The sequence below is a fragment of the Dehalococcoidia bacterium genome (assembly GCA_021295915.1).
GTDB lineage: Bacteria > Chloroflexota > Dehalococcoidia > Lucifugimonadales > UBA1123 > VXRN01.
Window position 1 is genome coordinate 13,738 of record JAGWBK010000003.1, and the last position, 16,605, is coordinate 30,342.

General features: G+C 56.5%; 15 protein-coding genes. 6 read left to right on the top strand and 9 right to left on the bottom strand.

Annotated elements, in window-relative coordinates:
• Window positions 1-53 precede the first annotated feature (53 nt).
• Window positions 54-1,562 (bottom strand): MFS transporter, encoded by a 1,509-nt coding sequence (locus J4G14_01770; protein MCE2456530.1) that lies wholly within the window; start codon window positions 1,560-1,562, stop codon window positions 54-56.
• A 16-nt stretch (window positions 1,563-1,578) separates the two neighbouring features.
• Window positions 1,579-2,253 (bottom strand): thiaminase II, encoded by a 675-nt coding sequence (gene tenA, locus J4G14_01775; GenBank protein MCE2456531.1) that lies wholly within the window; start codon window positions 2,251-2,253, stop codon window positions 1,579-1,581.
• A 118-nt stretch (window positions 2,254-2,371) separates the two neighbouring features.
• Here tenA and glpK point away from each other — a divergent pair, with 118 nt between their 5' ends.
• The gene (gene glpK, locus J4G14_01780) at window positions 2,372-3,871 is read left to right on the top strand and encodes a glycerol kinase GlpK (protein MCE2456532.1); all 1,500 of its coding nucleotides are present in this window, start codon (window positions 2,372-2,374) and stop codon (window positions 3,869-3,871) included.
• 11 nt (window positions 3,872-3,882) lie between these two features.
• On the opposite strand, the gene J4G14_01785 is transcribed toward glpK, so the two are convergent.
• Window positions 3,883-4,698: an MBL fold metallo-hydrolase gene (locus tag J4G14_01785; protein MCE2456533.1), complete on the bottom strand. Its 816-nt coding sequence runs from the start codon at window positions 4,696-4,698 to the stop codon at window positions 3,883-3,885.
• Between the two features lie 116 nt (window positions 4,699-4,814).
• Between J4G14_01785 and J4G14_01790 the strand changes: the two genes are divergently transcribed.
• The gene (locus J4G14_01790; protein ID MCE2456534.1) at window positions 4,815-6,215 is read left to right on the top strand and encodes a sigma 54-interacting transcriptional regulator; all 1,401 of its coding nucleotides are present in this window, start codon (window positions 4,815-4,817) and stop codon (window positions 6,213-6,215) included.
• A 9-nt stretch (window positions 6,216-6,224) separates the two neighbouring features.
• On the opposite strand, the gene J4G14_01795 is transcribed toward J4G14_01790, so the two are convergent.
• Window positions 6,225-6,947, bottom strand: a complete 723-nt coding sequence (locus J4G14_01795; GenBank protein ID MCE2456535.1) for an endonuclease III — start codon at window positions 6,945-6,947, stop codon at window positions 6,225-6,227.
• A gap of 248 nt (window positions 6,948-7,195) precedes the next feature.
• Here J4G14_01795 and J4G14_01800 point away from each other — a divergent pair, with 248 nt between their 5' ends.
• From J4G14_01800 to ggt, 3 genes are all read left to right on the top strand, one after another.
• Window positions 7,196-8,119 (top strand): HEAT repeat domain-containing protein, encoded by a 924-nt coding sequence (locus J4G14_01800; protein MCE2456536.1) that lies wholly within the window; start codon window positions 7,196-7,198, stop codon window positions 8,117-8,119.
• 81 nt (window positions 8,120-8,200) lie between these two features.
• A complete protein-coding gene (locus tag J4G14_01805; GenBank protein ID MCE2456537.1) occupies window positions 8,201-9,184 on the top strand; it encodes an NAD(+)/NADH kinase in 984 nt (327 codons plus the stop codon).
• Window positions 9,185-9,269: 85 nt separating this feature from the next.
• Window positions 9,270-10,862 (top strand): gamma-glutamyltransferase, encoded by a 1,593-nt coding sequence (gene ggt, locus J4G14_01810; protein MCE2456538.1) that lies wholly within the window; start codon window positions 9,270-9,272, stop codon window positions 10,860-10,862.
• A gap of 242 nt (window positions 10,863-11,104) precedes the next feature.
• Here the strand turns inward: ggt and J4G14_01815 are convergent, their stop codons facing one another.
• Genes J4G14_01815 through J4G14_01830 form a run of 4 tightly spaced genes read right to left on the bottom strand, consistent with a single transcriptional unit; the run spans window position 11,105 to window position 14,803 of the window.
• Window positions 11,105-11,617 (bottom strand): tetratricopeptide repeat protein, encoded by a 513-nt coding sequence (locus J4G14_01815; protein MCE2456539.1) that lies wholly within the window; start codon window positions 11,615-11,617, stop codon window positions 11,105-11,107.
• A 3-nt stretch (window positions 11,618-11,620) separates the two neighbouring features.
• Window positions 11,621-12,094 carry an EVE domain-containing protein gene (locus J4G14_01820; GenBank protein ID MCE2456540.1) on the bottom strand — a complete coding sequence of 158 codons (474 nt, stop codon included), beginning with the start codon at window positions 12,092-12,094 and terminating at the stop codon, window positions 11,621-11,623.
• A 28-nt stretch (window positions 12,095-12,122) separates the two neighbouring features.
• Window positions 12,123-12,569 carry a response regulator gene (locus tag J4G14_01825; GenBank protein MCE2456541.1) on the bottom strand — a complete coding sequence of 149 codons (447 nt, stop codon included), beginning with the start codon at window positions 12,567-12,569 and terminating at the stop codon, window positions 12,123-12,125.
• Window positions 12,570-12,571: 2 nt separating this feature from the next.
• On the bottom strand, window positions 12,572-14,803 hold the full coding sequence (locus tag J4G14_01830; GenBank protein MCE2456542.1) for a GAF domain-containing protein: 2,232 nt from the start codon (window positions 14,801-14,803) through the stop codon (window positions 12,572-12,574).
• Between the two features lie 305 nt (window positions 14,804-15,108).
• On the opposite strand from J4G14_01830, the gene J4G14_01835 reads away from it, so the two are divergent.
• Window positions 15,109-15,849 (top strand): cytidylate kinase-like family protein, encoded by a 741-nt coding sequence (locus J4G14_01835; GenBank protein ID MCE2456543.1) that lies wholly within the window; start codon window positions 15,109-15,111, stop codon window positions 15,847-15,849.
• A gap of 31 nt (window positions 15,850-15,880) precedes the next feature.
• Here the strand turns inward: J4G14_01835 and J4G14_01840 are convergent, their stop codons facing one another.
• Window positions 15,881-16,600 (bottom strand): ABC transporter ATP-binding protein, encoded by a 720-nt coding sequence (locus J4G14_01840; protein MCE2456544.1) that lies wholly within the window; start codon window positions 16,598-16,600, stop codon window positions 15,881-15,883.
• Window positions 16,601-16,605 lie beyond the last annotated feature (5 nt).

A 16,605-nucleotide genomic window follows, 5' to 3' on the forward strand; every position in this document is an offset into this window, starting at 1 on the left:
GAGGTTGGGGTGCACTCAGCGTATTTGAGGGCAATGAGACTGTCAATCAGAGGTTAGTCTGCCGCCTGTCTGACTGAAGCCTTGTCGGAAGTGGGAGCTGCTTGAACCTCAGGAGTCTCCGACTCTGGCTGGTATTGCTGGCCCTTGAAGGCGGAGGCAACTACGCCGGCCAGCACCACGACCGCCATAATCGAGTATGCGACCCTAAGTCCTGATGTGAATGCACCGAGCAGTCCCTCGCTGCCTTCGGCCGTGACACCTGCAAGAGTCGGCTCGTATCCAAGCGTACCCATCGTGGCTGTCACGATTGCCGTGGCAATCGCGATGCTGCAAAGGTTGCCCGAATTGCGTACGAGGTTGAGGAACCCCGAAATAACTCCGAACTTGCTCGGTTCAACAGCACTGAGTATTGATGAATTATTCGGCGCATTGAAGAGGCCGATGCCGGTGCTCTGCATGATCATACCCGCCATCGCGAGCCAGAATGGAGAGGTCGGTTGGAGAGTCGAGAGGATCAGCAGCCCACCTGCCGACACCAGCAACCCCCCCATGGTAAACCACCGCCAGCCGAACCTGTCTGAAAGGCGTCCGCTGAGAGGCCCCGTGATAATCATCCCAATTGCGCCGGGCACGATGATGAGCCCAACCTGCCCTGGCGAGAGCCCCAGTACAGCCTGCAGATAAAAGGGCATGAGGAATCGTACCGACTGCATTCCAAGGAAATTCAGGTAACTCGCAAGAACTCCGAGAGCAAACAGCCGCCTCTTGAACAGGCGGATGTCCATCATTGGGGAGGAACTGCGAAGTTCCTGCACCACGAACGCGACCAGTAGTGTGGCCGATCCAACGAGTAGTGCCACGACAAGCGGATGACTATACCCAATCGAAGGTGCCCACGTCATCCCATTGAGGAATGCAATCAAGGCTCCAACGGACAACGCCGCGCCAATCCAGTCGTATTGAATTTTTGTGCCCCTGGTCTGCCCGACTCTCGATGAGTCAATCATCACCATAGCGGCAATGGTGGCCACCGTCGCCAGGAGTGCCGTACCGAAGAACACCCATTGCCATCCCAGGACTTCTACGATGAAGCCGCCGATCGCGGGCCCGGCCACCCCTCCCGCGCCTACCATGCTCATCTGAAGTCCCAGGGCCTTGCCCCTCTCCTGAGGAGGAAAGCTCGCGACGATCATCGCCATCGAAGTGCCCTGAGTCATGGCGGCCCCCGCGCCCTGCGCGATCCTTATGGCGATCAGAGAGGTCATATTCGGGGCCATGCCGGCAATGCAGGCGGCAACTATGAATATCACGAACCCAACAACGTATATTCTCTTCCGGCCTGCTATGTCCGCGAAGCGACCCATTGGCAGGAGGAGGGCGCTGATAGTGAGCGTGTATCCGATCAGCACCCACTGGGTCGTAGGAAGGGCAGTCTCGAAGTGATTCGAAATACTTGGGAGCGCGACAGCAACACTACCCATGTCAGACACCGACGTAAACAGACCGATCGCCAGGGCCAGGAATGCCCAGTACCGGTAGTTCTCGCCTCGGAACATGGCCATAAGGCCTTGTCCCCGCCTAGCTAGAGACAGGCCAGCCCTCCATTCGCCAGGCGGCGTCCCAGAACATGTACTCGTACTGGCTGCTCACCATGAAAGCGCGTTCCATGGCTGCAAGTTCTGCGGGGCCGACCCCATCGGCGTGCCGGTCGACGAAGCCGCGAAGCCAGATGGCCAGTTCCTCGAATTCCGGAGCGTTGTATGTTTCGATCCATCGCCCGTAGAGAGGCTGATTATCTGGAAGGCCTTGGGCGTACAGCTTCTGACCGATCTCACAGTATCCCCACGAGCATGGCAGGATCACGGAGGCGACCTCGCCGACTGTCCCATTGTAGGCTGTGTTGATCATGTGCCGCGTGTACGCCCATGTCGTCGGAGAGGGTTCAGTTGCCAGGAGTTCCTCTTCAGTGATCCCGAAGTCCGCGCAGAAACTGACGTGAAGGGACATTTCTGTGTTCAATGTCTCGTGAATCAGGGTAGCGAACCAGCCCATGTCACTCATCTGCGGCGCCTTGGCAACCCCAAGCGAGATGGCGCGGCAAAAGTCGATCAGGAACACGTAGTCTTGCTGCATGTAGTACTTGAAACTGTCGAGGGACAGGGACCCGTCGCCGATACCCGTGACGAAGGGATGACTCTGCTCACGCTCCCAAATGGGTGCTGCGCGGCTCCTGAGTTCGTCTGAGAATCCCATCAACCTTTCCCCTCTTAAATCGGCGATCGTACGAGACAGTCGCCCAATGAGTCTGACACCCCATTATGGTATATCGTACCCCTTGACACAACCTGACCGTCGTGGCTTAGTGATACATATGGTTGACACTGGTTACATAATTGCTATCGACCAGGGCACAACTGGCACAACTGCCATGTTGATCGACTCAACGGGCGCCCCATTGTGGACGACCGGTAGGGACATTCGACAGATCTACCCACGGCCCGGCTGGGTCGAACACAGCCCCGTCGAGCTATTCGAGTCGTGCCTTGAGACCATAGATGAACTTCTCGAAATAGCGGAGCTGCATCCACGATCCATTGCCGGCCTGGGTATCACCAATCAGCGAGAGACCCTGGTCATGTGGGACCGTCGAACGGGCGAACCAGTTTCCAACGCCATCGTCTGGCAGTGCCGTCGTACCGCTCAACTCTGCGACTCCCTGAAGTCACAAGGCTACGGGGACGTAGTCCGCCAAAAGACTGGGCTGCCCATCGACGCATACTTCACGGGAACAAAGATACGATGGCTCCTTGACGAAATCCCCGATGGGCAACGGCGGGCTGCCAGTGGAGACCTGGCCTGTGGCACGGTCGACTCCTGGCTGATTTGGAACTTTACCAACAAACTGGTCCACGCCACTGATGTCACAAATGCCGGCAGAACGATGCTGTTCAACATCGATACACTCGACTGGGACGATGACCTGCTGGCGATGCTCGATATCCCGAAGGCAGTCCTGCCAGAGGTGAGATCGTCAAGCGAGGTGTACGGACATGTCGCTGGCGACCTGTCCTATGGTCAGCCAGTGCCCATTGCTGGCGTTGCGGGAGACCAGCACGCCTCCCTCTTCGGGCAGTGCTGTTTCGCGCCCGGTTCTACGAAGAACACTTATGGGACCGGTTGCTTCGCTCTCACGAACACCGGGACTGAACGCGTCGACTCTAGCTCAGGACTCTTGACCACAATAGGCTGGGGAATAGGCGGCGAGGTCAATTACGCATTGGAGGGTAGCGTCTTCTCTGCCGGAGCTACCATTCAATGGCTGCGGGATGGGTTAGGTCTTATGGAGACGTCCGCAGAGTCCGAATCCTTGGCGGCAGAGGTAGAAGACAATGGCGGCGTGTACCTTGTGCCCGCGTTCTCTGGCCTGGGGGCCCCATACTGGGATATGTACGCGCGCGGCACCATCGTTGGGTTGACCAGGGGGACAACAAGGTCACACATCTCCCGGGCTGCGCTGGAGTCGATTGCCTACCAGACCCACGATATACTCGACCTGATGCAGAAGGAAGGGGGTACTGCCATCTCTTCCCTTCGCGTGGACGGTGGCGCAACTGACAATAACCTCCTGATGCAATTCCAGGCAGACATCCTAGGCGTCCCGATCCAGCGGTCTGCGATAAAAGAGACCACTGCCCTGGGAGCCGGATACCTGGCAGGTCTTGCAGTCGGGACCTGGAACAGCTCCGAAGAGCTTGAAGCCCTGTGGGAGGCGGATGCGACCTTCCATCCAGCTATGGACGAGAGTCAGCGAGAGGCCCATTACTCCGACTGGCAGCGCGCTGTGGAAAGGTCTAGGAACTGGGCGTCCTGAGCGCCCTGGACCTACTCTCCAGCCATATGCTGGATGTATCGCTCCGCTGACCGGAGAACAGCCTCTTTGGCGCCAGACATTACATTCCTCCCCCACCAGCCTCCGTAGATGCGATCGAACTCGAATGGTGCGACAGCGTCGAGAATCGCGTCAACCTTTGCCTCCGACATCGGAATCAGGTTCGGGTAGCTCGTCATGAAGCTCACGAATCGCCTGTCAGGCACCACCGTTATACTGTCTCCTACAAACAGCGCTCCCGCGCCGTCTGCTCCGTCAGCCCAGTGCAGCACGGCGCTGCCGTCGAAATGCCCTCCACACTGAATGAGCGTCACACCAGGAACAAGCTCCAGTGGTTCTCCATCCCAGTATTCGATAGCTGGGTCTGGACGCATGACATGCTCGCGGTCTGCTTCGGGGATTATGATTGGAGCACCACCAAAAGCCCGGCTGTACTCAACATTGCTGTCATAGAAGTGAGGGTGCGAAAAGCAAATGTAGTCGATTCCGCCGGCAGCATTTATCGCTGCAATGGCGGAGTCATCCAAAAGGCTGACGCAGTCGTACAACACATTGCCATGCGGTGTCTGGACGAGCAGCGCTCTCTGTCCGATGGTGAAGGAGGGTGAAATGCCGATGCCAATAAGATTGGGCTCCTCCTCTCGGACGTCGTTTCGATATCCATCCCGGATAAGCTCGTCCATGGTTGTCCACTGCTGCCCGTCCCATCCCACGTATTGTCTAGGGTCCAGGCAGATCGGACATTCGCCAGGAGGCTCTGATGATTCAGCAAACTGCACACCACAGGTCTTGCAGATATAGTTGGGCATCAGTCTCCTCCTCTAGGTTCAGCACGCGACATCCGGGATGGCAGGGTGTCACGTACGGCGCTGGTGATATACCTTGTACACTATATCAATCACAACACGATCAGGAGAGTTGAAAAATGGGGGCAGCCTCCCGTCCTGAAACTATTGGCGACCTTCGTGCTTCCGGCTACCAGGTATTAACTGTGAAGCAAGAGCTCAGACGTAACCTGATTCGCAAGATCCAGGCGAATGAAGAGCTGTTCCCTGGGATAGTTGGGTTCCACGAGTCGGTCATTCCACAGTTGGAGAATGCGATTCTTGCCGGACAGGACATTATCCTTCTCGGGGAACGCGGTCAGGCCAAGTCCAGGCTCATCCGACACATGGTCGAACTACTGGATGAGGCTATACCCAGCATCGAGGGCTGTGAATTAAACGACAACCCCTTTGACCCGATCTGCCCGGAGTGCAAGGAAAAGATCGCCGAGTCCGGTGACGATGTGCAGGTCGCCTGGGTCTCCCGGGAAGACAGGTACGCCGAAAAGCTGGCAACACCTGACATCACCGTCGCAGATCTCATTGGCGAGATCGACCCGATCAAGGTGGCGGAGGGACGGTACCTGTCTGACGAACTCGCAATTCACTATGGCCTGATCCCACGCACAAACAGGGGAATATTCAGCATCAATGAACTTCCCGACCTCTCTGAGAGGATTCAGGTCAGCCTCTTCAACCTAATGCAGGAGCGCGATGTCCAGATCAAGGGATACCGCATCATGCTCCCAATCGATGTGATGCTCGTATCCAGCGCCAACCCCGAGGACTACACCAATCGCGGTCGTATCATCACGCCGCTAAAGGACCGTTACGGCGCTCAAATCAGGACCCACTATCCTCGCGACATCGAAGAAGAGATTCAAATCATGGAGCAGGAGCACACCAGGTTCGACGATGTTGACGATGTTGTTGTTGTCCCGCAGTACATGAAGGAAGTGATCGCGGAGATTACCAGCCTCGCAAGGCGGAGCCCTGAAGTAAACCAGCGTTCAGGCGTCAGTCTCCGGGTTTCGATTGCCAACTACGAAACCGTCATCGGCAGCGCGTTCAAGAGAAGCCTCAGACTTCAGGAAACAGCCAGCCCAAGAGTTAGCGACCTACCGGCCATAGTCGCCTCCACGAACGGCAAAGTAGAAATGGAAAGCGTCGAAGAGGGCCGCGAGTTCAAGGTTGTGGACGGACTCGTCAAGAAGGCCGTACAGAACATGTTCAGCCGGTACTTTACGGCTCGTGACTTCGAAGCCGTCTTGACCAGGTTCGATGAGGGACTGACTATCCAGGCCGGAACCGACATTCCTTCCCAATCCTACGTGGACAGTCTCCCACAGATGGCAGACATGAAGGAGATGATCGCGAAGATCGAGGAGTCCAACGATCCCTCGGCGATTGCCTCGGCTATGGAGTTCGTGCTCGAGGGTCTGTACCTGAACAGGCGTCTAAACAGAGACCAGACAGCAGGTCACATAGTCTTTTCTGCATAGATTCTGGATCTAGGAGCGTCCCGCAGCGGACTTCCTTCGTGGTCGTCGCTTCTTGCGAGTTCCGGTGATCTTGCCGTTCGAAGGGCAGCCCCAGGCAAGGACGCACTCTGTGCATCTTGGTCGTTGAGCCTTGCACACCTGACGGCCATGTTTGATCAGGTACATGTGAAAGGCGAACACGTCCTCAGGCTCGACCATAGGCTCCAGGATGTCATGCGCCTTATCCGCTGAGATCTTCTTGCCGATTAGACCGAGTCGCTGTGATACACGATAGATGTGCGTGTCTACTGGCATCGCGGGCATACCGAGTGAGAAGCACAAGATAATCGCCGCAGTCTTCGGGCCCACTCCGGGAAGGTCCTTGAGCCACGCCTTCGCATCGTCCAGTGGCATCTCACCGAGAAATGAGAGGTCGAAGGACCCTACGTCATCCCTAACTATGTTGAGAACCTGCTTGATACGAACGGACTTCTGTTTGGACAGGCCCCCTGACCTTATAGCTACCTCGATCTCATCTTCTGGCGCATCGGCTATTGACTCCAGCGTGCCGAACACACTCATGAGGTTCAGAAAGGCCCTCTCGGAGTTGATGTCCGAAGTGTGCTGCGACAGAATTGTGTAGACCAACTCCTCTGCAGGGTTGTACCTCGGCACCCATTCCTCTGGCCCATATTCCCCGCCTAGCTGCGACATGACATCTGCGGCTTTCACCCTTGGGCGTCGGGCTGCCATTGACGACCTCCTGCTGGTCTTGCCAAATGTGTTGGGTGATCAGATTATACTTCAATGACTCGACAGCCCGAATTTTCTACTTGACAGCGGTTCTGGTGCTCCATTAATTTCAGACGCGGCCTGTGGTTCTAAAGACTCAGTTCCCTGGACGGACAGCCTCCTTCCATGGACATCACTTGCACTATGCTCGCTGGTCGCGTTCTCGGCCCGTAATGCCGCACCTATGTGCGAGCTTGGGAGTGAATCATATGACCCTTGACCTAGTGGTAGACGACCTAGGCAACCCTGACGGTCCCATCAGACATACAGACCTAGCCCAGCTATCCGGGCTTACCAGAGCCAGGGTGCCGGAAGTCATGTCATCTTTCGCAAAGGCACCAGAGGAGCGCAGGCGCGAGCTTGTCGATCGCATGATCGAGCTGGCGGAAGACAATATCGAGCTGGACTTCACGGCCGTGCTGCGCGCCTGTCTTCGGGACAGAGACGCCCAAGTCCGGGCGAGGGCAGCACAAGGCCTCTGGGACTCTGAGGACCGGACGCTCGTTCGCCCACTCATCGACCTTCTCCTAAAAGACGAGGCCCCTGCGGTTCGTGAGGCGGCGGCGACGGCCCTGGCTAAGTTTGCTGAACTAGCCAGCGAAGGCAGGCTTGTGAAGAGAGACGTTCAGAGGATAGGCGACGCTCTCCTAACAGTGGTCGGGCGAGAAGACGAACATGTTGGCACTCAGTGCAGAGCAATTGAGGCATTGGCCCCGCTGGACTCGGCTCAGGTCCACTCAATCATAGAAGAGGCCTATGCCGGTTCTGATGTCAGGCTCAGGCAGAGCGCGATTTTCGCAATGGGTAGAAGCTCGGACTCCAGATGGCTGCCAACAGTCATCAAGGAGATGAGAAACCCCGATGCCGCGCTCAGGTACGAGGCGGCGACCGCGTGCGGATTCCTGGGTGAAGATGACACCCTGCCCTATCTGATCAGCCTTCTCAACGATGAAGACAGTCAGGTGCAGCTCGCTGCCGTCAGGTCCCTGGGAGCTATTGGCGGTGACCTGGCTCGAAGAGCGCTTATGCAGGCGATGAGAAGAGGTGATGACGCGATTGAGGAGGCAGCCGAAGAAGCGCTGGCGTTGATTGACTTCGACGACGATCCATTAGGGTTCCGCTTTGAAGGATGAACCATCTGTCGTCGGACACACACTGAAGCGACGTGACGCGTCTCCCTTTTCCTTTGACCAGTTGCCGCTGGGGCGTGAGTGGTGAGCACTGTAGGCATAATCGCCAATCCCGCGGCAGGCAAGGACATTCGTCGAATCGTTGCCCAGGGCAGGTTCGTGCCCAATCATGAGAAGGTCAACATCCTCAAGCGGGCCCTGGTTGGGATGGACGCCGTTGGCGTTGAACGTGTTCTATTCCTTCCCGACAGTGGTGGACTCGGCAGGAGCGCCCTGCAGGGCATGGAGCTTGCGCTAACTCCTGACTTCGTAGAAATGACCGTCTTTCATGCCGAGAGGGATTCCTCAGGCGCCGCGAGAATCATGCGCGAAGTTGGAGTGGACTGCATAATCACCCTGGGAGGTGACGGCACGAATAGAGCCATTGCAACGGAGTGCGGTGACATTCCGCTGGTCCCTATCTCCACAGGTACCAACAATGTGTTCCCCACGATGCTGGAGGGAACGATTGCTGGCATGGCCGCTGGAGTTGTCGCCACAGGTCAGGCTGACCCCGAACGTGCGTCGATTCACCATAGCCGCCTTGAAGTCTACGTGGATGGCGAATACCGCGACATGGCTCTCGTCGATGTAGCTGTGTCTACCGAGCGATTCGTGGGGGCAAGGGCGATCTGGGATATGTCCACTCTTCACCAGCTCTTCCTCACGCGGGCAAGCGTTACCAGCATTGGCCTATCCGCCATTGGCGCGCAGCTCAGGCAAATTGAGCCGGACTCGCCAGAAGGCCTTTACATGCGTCTCGGCCCTGGAGGCGATACAGTGCTCGCACCTGTGGCACCAGGAGCCGTTACCAGTGTGGACGTTACGGAGTGGTTTGCTATTACACCTGATGGACCAGGAGTCGAGGTCGACCTTCGCCCAGCTACCATTGCACTTGATGGTGAGAGAACGTTTAGCCTGTCCCCTAGTTCGAAAGTAGAAGTCAGACTCGGACTCAACGGTCCCCGGGTAGTCAATCCTGAGCGTGCCCTGGCACTTGCGGCTCAGACGAGGGACCACCATCGTTAAGGTCAGGATTCTGGTTCTCGCCTCTTTAACTTGACCTGATTCTTCGTCAGTTGCCGATAAAGCCACTCACAGCGGGATAGACAGCATGAACTTCAACTCACGTCGCTCTAATGTGCGATCTACAAATGGGATGGTCGCCACCACTCAGCCACTCGCTGCCGCCGCTGGCGTTAAGGTACTGATGAACGGTGGCAATGCGGTGGATGCTGCTGTTACCACGGCGGCTGTGCTGAATGTCGTCGAGCCCCATTCCACTGGTATTGGAGGCGACCTTTTCGCTCTTGTCTGGACAGCGAAGGACAGGAGTGTTCAGGCGCTGAATGCCTGCGGTCGGTCTCCATCTGGTGCGTCTCTCGAAGAACTCAGGAGTAAGGGATACCAGAGCATTCCTGATCAGAGCCCGTTCTCCGTGACTGTCCCAGGGACAGTAAACGGATGGGAGACTCTGCTGGACCGATACGGAAATACGTCACTAAATGATGCACTTCAGCCTGCGATTGAGCATGCAGAGCGTGGCTTTCCAGTGTCAGAGATCATCAGCGACCACTGGCAGGTCGGTGGTCCTCGGCTGGCAGCCGGACCCGCGGGTGGCGAGCTCTTGCTGAATGGCTCATCCCCTGCTGCCGGCGACATTATGAAGATCCCGACTCTTGGCGAGTCTCTTCGTTCTGTCGCAGAGGGAGGGAGCGACGCCTTCTACCGGGGTCCGCTGAGCGCCAGGATCGCCGACTTCGTACAATCCATGGGAGGATGGCTCTCGACTGGCGACATGGCAGCCCATGAATCGACGTGGGTCGACCCCATTAGCTCAACCTACCGGGGCTTCGAGTGCTGGCAATGCCCTCCTCCCTCTCAGGGCGTCAATGCCCTGCTCGCATTGAATATAGCCGAGGGTTTCGACCTGAGCAAAATGGGCTTTCAGACCGCCGACACATACCATGCTTTAATAGAAAGCATGCGATTGGCATTTGCTGACTCGCTCCATTATGTGACCGATCCGCACTCTATGCCCGTAGCGCCACAGGACTTACTTTCTAAGGATTACGCATCGGAAAGACGCTCTCTCATTTCATCTGAAAGAGCACTTCCCTTGGTGGCGCACGGATCGCCGCCGGTGCATCACAACACCGTCTACGTGTCCGCTGTGGACGGCGATGGCAACGCGTGCTCGCTGATCAACAGCGTGTTCATGTCTTTCGGCAGTGCGCTGATCGTGCCTGGCACGGGGATTGCCCTCCATAACAGGGGCGCATCATTCTCGCTGGATCCTGAACATCCGAACCGGTTGGAACCGAACAAGCTGCCGTACCACACTCTGATTCCAGGTATGGTGACTCGCAACGGCGAACTGGTAGCCAGCTACGGTGTCATGGGCGCCATGCAGCAGGCTCAGGGACACCTGCAAACGCTTGTGAATATGATCGACTTCGGACTTGAGCCTCAGCAGGCGCTAGACGCACCGCGCTTCAGCGTCCGACTTGGTGAGGGTGTCGCAATTGAGGAGAGGGTCGACCCTGCAATAGCTCGGGACTTATCGGACAGAGGTCACAGAATCCTCGTATCTCCGCCGCACGGAATCATCTTTGGCAGTGGACAGGTCATCACCAGGAATGCGGAAACAGGAGTCCTAACTGGCGGGAGTGAACCGAGAGCGGACGGCTTCGCAATGGGTTGGTAACCCTTGACGCTTGCTAGGTCTATCAACGTGCCAACGATTAGTTCTCCCCGCAAAAATGGGTACGACCCGCATCTACTGGGGGGTGAGATGCGGGCCGTACGTGAAGTCGAGGAGTTGACCTGGCCCCTCGTCGTTGGTTGACTTGATCGTGTTCTAACTTTAGAACAGAACGCATAAGCGAGTCAAGGCCGTTTCGAACGAATATTCCACGAATTTGGGCCGAATCGCGAAAAGCCAGCCAATCAGCTTCGGAGTTGTCGTACCCTGGTGTAGTCTGCCTCGGCCTCAGCGCGCCTACCAAGTGCCCATAGAGTCAGTCCCCTCTGGCTGATTGCAAACCAGAAGTCGGGGTCTATGTCGATCGCCCTTCCAAAGTTCTCCACCGCCAGGTTCAAATCGCCTCTGTCAGCAAGTACGACGCCCCGATTCGTGAAAGCGTCACGGTAGCCAGGGTCCAGTTCAATCGCTTTGTCGTATGCTTCTATTGCGGCGTCAAACTGCTCCATGTAGCGGAGCGCCAGACCAAGGTTATTGAAGTAGACAGAATTGGTGGGATCCAACTCAATTGCTGAGGAGTAGTCTCTGGAGGCCTCAGCAAATTGCCCAGCGTCGAGATAGGCGTTTCCGCGAAGGAAGTACTCGTTAGCCGGACTCTCAGAGCGGCTGATTTCGTCTGTCAGGTGAAGAACGACCTGATGTAAGTAGTCCCTGTCACTCGTGCCGCTCAGGTTGGGATCACCTTGCCACGAGTACAAAGCCTATTCGCTCATGCCCAGGGTCAGGATGACCTTCCACTCCCTATTGGTCACAGGTTGGACTGATAACCGGGAGTTCTTGACCAGCACCATTTCCCCCAGGTCAGGGTGGGCCTTGATCTCCTGAAGCGTTACTGGGTTTCGGAACTTTGTCTCACCCTTGATGTCCACCATGAACCAGACTGGGTTGTCAGGCGTACTCTTGGGATCAGGATGCTCAGAATCGGGGTCCCAGGCAGTGTGGTCTGGATATCCGGACTTCACGATGGTCGCGTAACCGACCACAGCGGTGGGTTTGGCATTGGAGTGATAGAAGAGGACTCCATCCCCCACATTCATCTCATCGCGCATCGTGTTTCGGGCCGCATAGTTGCGAACGCCGTCCCACTCTGCTGTCCGGTCATCCTCACCAAGAAGGTCATCGAATGAATAGGCCGACGGCTCGGACTTCATCAACCAGAATCTTCGGCCGGGCATAGTTTCACCTCAGTGCGTGCGAAATCTGCTAACCACTGGGCAAGGTCGAAACATTAATCCAGTAGTCGAGCACGCTCTGTATCATTACGTTGAATCTAATTCTGTCGATTGGTTTATTCACATAGCTGTTCGCGCGAAGTCCGTAGGAATAGAGAAGATCCTGCTGCGCTGTGGACGTTGTAAGCACCACTACCGGAATCATCCCCAGGCTCTCATCAGCCTTTACTTCAGCCAGAACTTCACGTCCGTCCATGCCCGGCAGATTCAGGTCGAGCAGGATCAGGTCAGGGCGAGGCGCATCCTCGTACTCCCCTTCCTGGAGCAGAAACTCCATAGCCTCTTCGCCATCTTCTGCAAGATGCAACTGATACTGGAACTTCGTCTCGCTGATTGCCTCTTGCGTAAGACGAGCATCAGCGGGATTGTCTTCTACCAGCAGTATCTGTACAGGTCTAATATCGCTGCCCAGTGTCATCGTTAAATCTCCTGTGAGGGAATAGTGAAGTGGAAGGTTGAACCCTCACCTACTTCCGACTCCACCCAGATCGTCCCACCGTGGCGTTCCACAATTTTTGAGCACATAGCAAGCCCGATACCTGTCCCTGGGTACTTGCTCCGCTTATGCGCCCGCTTGAACATACCAAATATACGGTCCTGGTAACGTGGCCTGATCCCAATACCGTTATCCGAAACAGACAGATGCCAATCCTTGTCGTTTCGTTGGCATGATACGTGAATCTTGGGAGTTTCGTCATCCTTCCTGAACTTGATCGCGTTAGCTATCAGGTTCTCCAGTAGCTGAGCAATCTGTACTGGATCGCCGTCGAACTCAGGGAGTTGGTCGTGTGTAACCTCTGCCGAAGTCTCCTCAATCGACACCCCCAGGTCTGCCAGTGCATTTGATAGTGCCCTGTTGCAGTCCACTTGCTCAAACGGGTTGCCGTCGGACTCGACCCTGGAGTACTCCAACAGATCGTTAATCAGGTTTCTCATCCTGTGAACGGCATCGACGGTATATTCGATGAACTCCAGCCCGTCCTCGTCGATTCGATCTCGGTATCGCTCTTCCAGCAGGTTCACATACCCGGATATGACTCGTAGAGGCTCCTGCAGGTCATGAGACGCGATGTAAGCGAACTGTTCGAGTTCTGCATTGGATCGCGTTAACTCCTCAGCCTGTTCCTGCAGGACTCTATCTGCCTCCACAGTGTCTGTGTGCAGTTGGGCGTTGGCAATCGCGCCCGCGACTTGTGCCCCGATGAGTTCGGCCACTTCAACGTCGTGATGGGTATAGATGTCCTCGCTTAGAGACCTGAAGTTCAGAGCCGCTATCACTCGGTCGTTATAGACCAGCGGAACGCTAAGGAACGACCTGATTCCACTCTCATACTCGGGTCCAAGGCCCGGGAAACGACCCAGCATGGCCTCCCGCGAACCGGGATGGAACACAGTGGCACGCCGGTTCCTTATGACCTCCCCAGTGAAGGTGCCGGCAATTCTTGTCGTCTCGCTCACGGCGCGACCGGGGACCGGTACACCGATGACGTACGCTGTCATGAACTCTCCAATGTCCTCCCTGATCAGGTTGATCGAGATGCGATCAAATGGGATGAGGTGAAGCGTCTGGTCCGCGAAGAGGTCGTACACCTCTTCAATCTCCAGGGACGATGAGATGACTCGCCCAATTTCTGCAAGAGCGGCGTTCTGCTGAGCTAGCCGCTGTGCAGCGGCGGCGGCAGAGGCGTTTTCCCTGAAGAGCCGCGAATTTGCGATTGCTGGCGCAATCTGGGCAACGACCTTTCTCATCAGGTCTAGGTGGTGCTCCTCGTATGCATTGTCCTTCAGGGACCGCATGTTCAGTACGCCCAGTACTTCATTCTGGAACCTTATAGGTGCAGCTATGACCGACTTTAGGCCGGAACGGACTCTCCGGGGAAATCGCTCCGTCAATTCGTCCAGATTGCCCTGCAGAACTATCGCGTCACCTCGCTCGATGGCTTCGCCAATCATGGTCCCTTCTAACGGGACAGTACTGCCACGCTCTCTTCCGGCTGCGAACACACCAAAAACGTACTCATTAACGAAGGTCTGGGTCTCATGGTCCACAAGGCTGATCGCAATCCGGTCAAATGGAATCAATCGCCTCAGCTGCTGCGCAAAACCCTCATAAACGTCGTTGATGTCCAGCGACGAGGTGATGATACGGCCGACTTCGGCAAGCAGCGCGTTCTCTCTCGCCAGCAGCTCGGCCTGTGAAGACGCCATCTCCAGCGCCTCAAGAAGGTTCTTCTGTTCGGTGACGTCGTCGATGTACACGCTGATCTGTGGGTAGTCTGGAGTCAGCACTACCTTCTGGCTGTATACCCTATCGTCGATGTTTGTCTCCCGAGTCAGAGACTCCAGACCCCCTCTCTGCATCCGCTGCGCCAACTGCTCCACTCCACTGAGGAGCGGGTGACCGAATCCAAGGGATTCAAGGTCAGGGAACATGTCTCGGGCCGCGTGGTTCCGGTAGGAAACCGTACCATCGAACTCGATCTCGACGACGGCGCTGGGGTCGTGGTCAACCAGTGAAGCTAGTCTGGCGAGAACGCCGGAAACATGCTGCTGTGTGCGACCAAGATCCTCAAGCTCTTCTATACGCCTGTTGGCAAGTGCAAGCTGCTCTTCCAGTGATAGAGAGGTTTCTCCAGCTACTTGGTTCACCACGGGAAATGCCTCCACAAGAATCTTTGGTCTTCTTTCGAACGTCGCCTGAAGTTATTGGGCTCCACCCTACCCCTCGCCGGCGAGCGTACCCGACGTACCCCGGTTCACCCCTAGCCGCAATCCGTTCGCATTCGATATGATGAATATGCTTGGAGAGTCCCTTAACTTATGGCGCTTAGAGTCCAAGGTAGTGGGTGTTCCGAGTGAGGAAACGGGCTGATTCTTCAGCATTATGACTACTCCAATTGAACTGGCGCAAGCCACGACAATTCGACTGAAAATTCAAAGCCAGTGCGAGGACTGACATGGCCGTAATAGCGACCGGTGGCCTATCTGGAGGCGGAGGACGATTCCTTGGGCCGGAGCTGTCCAGGCGCATAGACGCCGACTACGTTGACAGGCTCATTCTATCTAACGTTTCCAGGGAGTTGCAGGCTACGGTCGAGGCACTTGACCAGCGGGAGCAGCGCCCTCCAACTCGTGCGGAGCGATTCTCCCGTCTTATCCAGAGGATCATGGAGCGTACCGCCTACACTGGTGGGGGACCTGACCCCTACTTCGGGACCGTATATCCCGAGTTTCTCATCTCCGAGTACGACGAGTTGCCCACCCTGATAGCAACGCGCGGCCACGAGATTGATGACGACGCATACATAGGCGCGATTCGCACGGTCATCGAAGACCTCGCGTCAGGTGGAAATGTGGTCATAGTCGGAAGGGGCGCTCACGTCATCCTGCAGGATAATCCCGATGTACTCCGCGTGGGCCTTATCGCCACCTTCGAGGACAGGGTAGAACGCGTAATGGTCCGCGAACGTATGACCCAATCGGAAGCTGAACTCTCGATCCAGGCCAGGGACGCAGCCAGGCTTCAGTACTTCCAGAGATTCTTTAATATCGATACCCCCGACGCAGCAGAGTTTTATCACCTGGTGATAAACACTAGTGAGATGAACCTCGACGCCGCGACCGACATTATCATCAGGGCATCCGAAGAGCTCGAGATGGGAAGGCTCTCGCGACACGCCTTCCGGGTTGAGCCATAGGCTCCATCTGACGCTCGAACCCATGCTTTACTTACTCCAGAAGCGTGCGGAGTGAGTTGACAACTATCGGCCTTCCGGTCTCCGGGTGGTCAATCACCGTGACGTAGGCGCCGTACACTTCCCTGATGCGTTCGGCCGTCAGCACTTCGTGAGGCGTCCCGAACGCCACAAATCGACCTCCCGACATGAGGGCAATCTTGTCGCAGAACTGGGAGGCAAGTGTTAGGTCGTGAACAGCCGTGACAACCGTTCGTCCGCCGATGGACAGGTTGCGGAGCATCTGCATGATCGACGGCTGGTAGGCCAGGTCTAGGTTGGCCGTCGGCTCGTCTAGCAGCAGTACCGGAGTCTGCTGAGCCAGGGCCATCGCGATCGCCACCCGCTGTCTCTCACCTCCAGAAAGCTGGTCCACTGGTCTGTCGAGCAGCTCCTGTGTGTCGGTGACCGACATCGCCTCCAGAGCGATCGCCAAGTCTTCCTCAGTTTCCCATGAGAGGAGTCCGAGGTGTGGGTTGCGTCCCATGAGCACTACCTCTAGCGCCTTTGCTCCCGCGGGAAGTTCGGGAGCCTGGGGAACGACAGCCACCAACCGTGCGCGAGCCTTGGACGACAACTGCGAGATATCACTCCCCTCGACGCAAACTGTGCCGTCGCTCGGGCGAATTGCCCCAGCAATCAACTTCATCAGCGTAGACTTGCCAACACCATTGGGCCCGCCGATGCCTATCATATTCCCATGAGCGAGGTCCAAGTCTA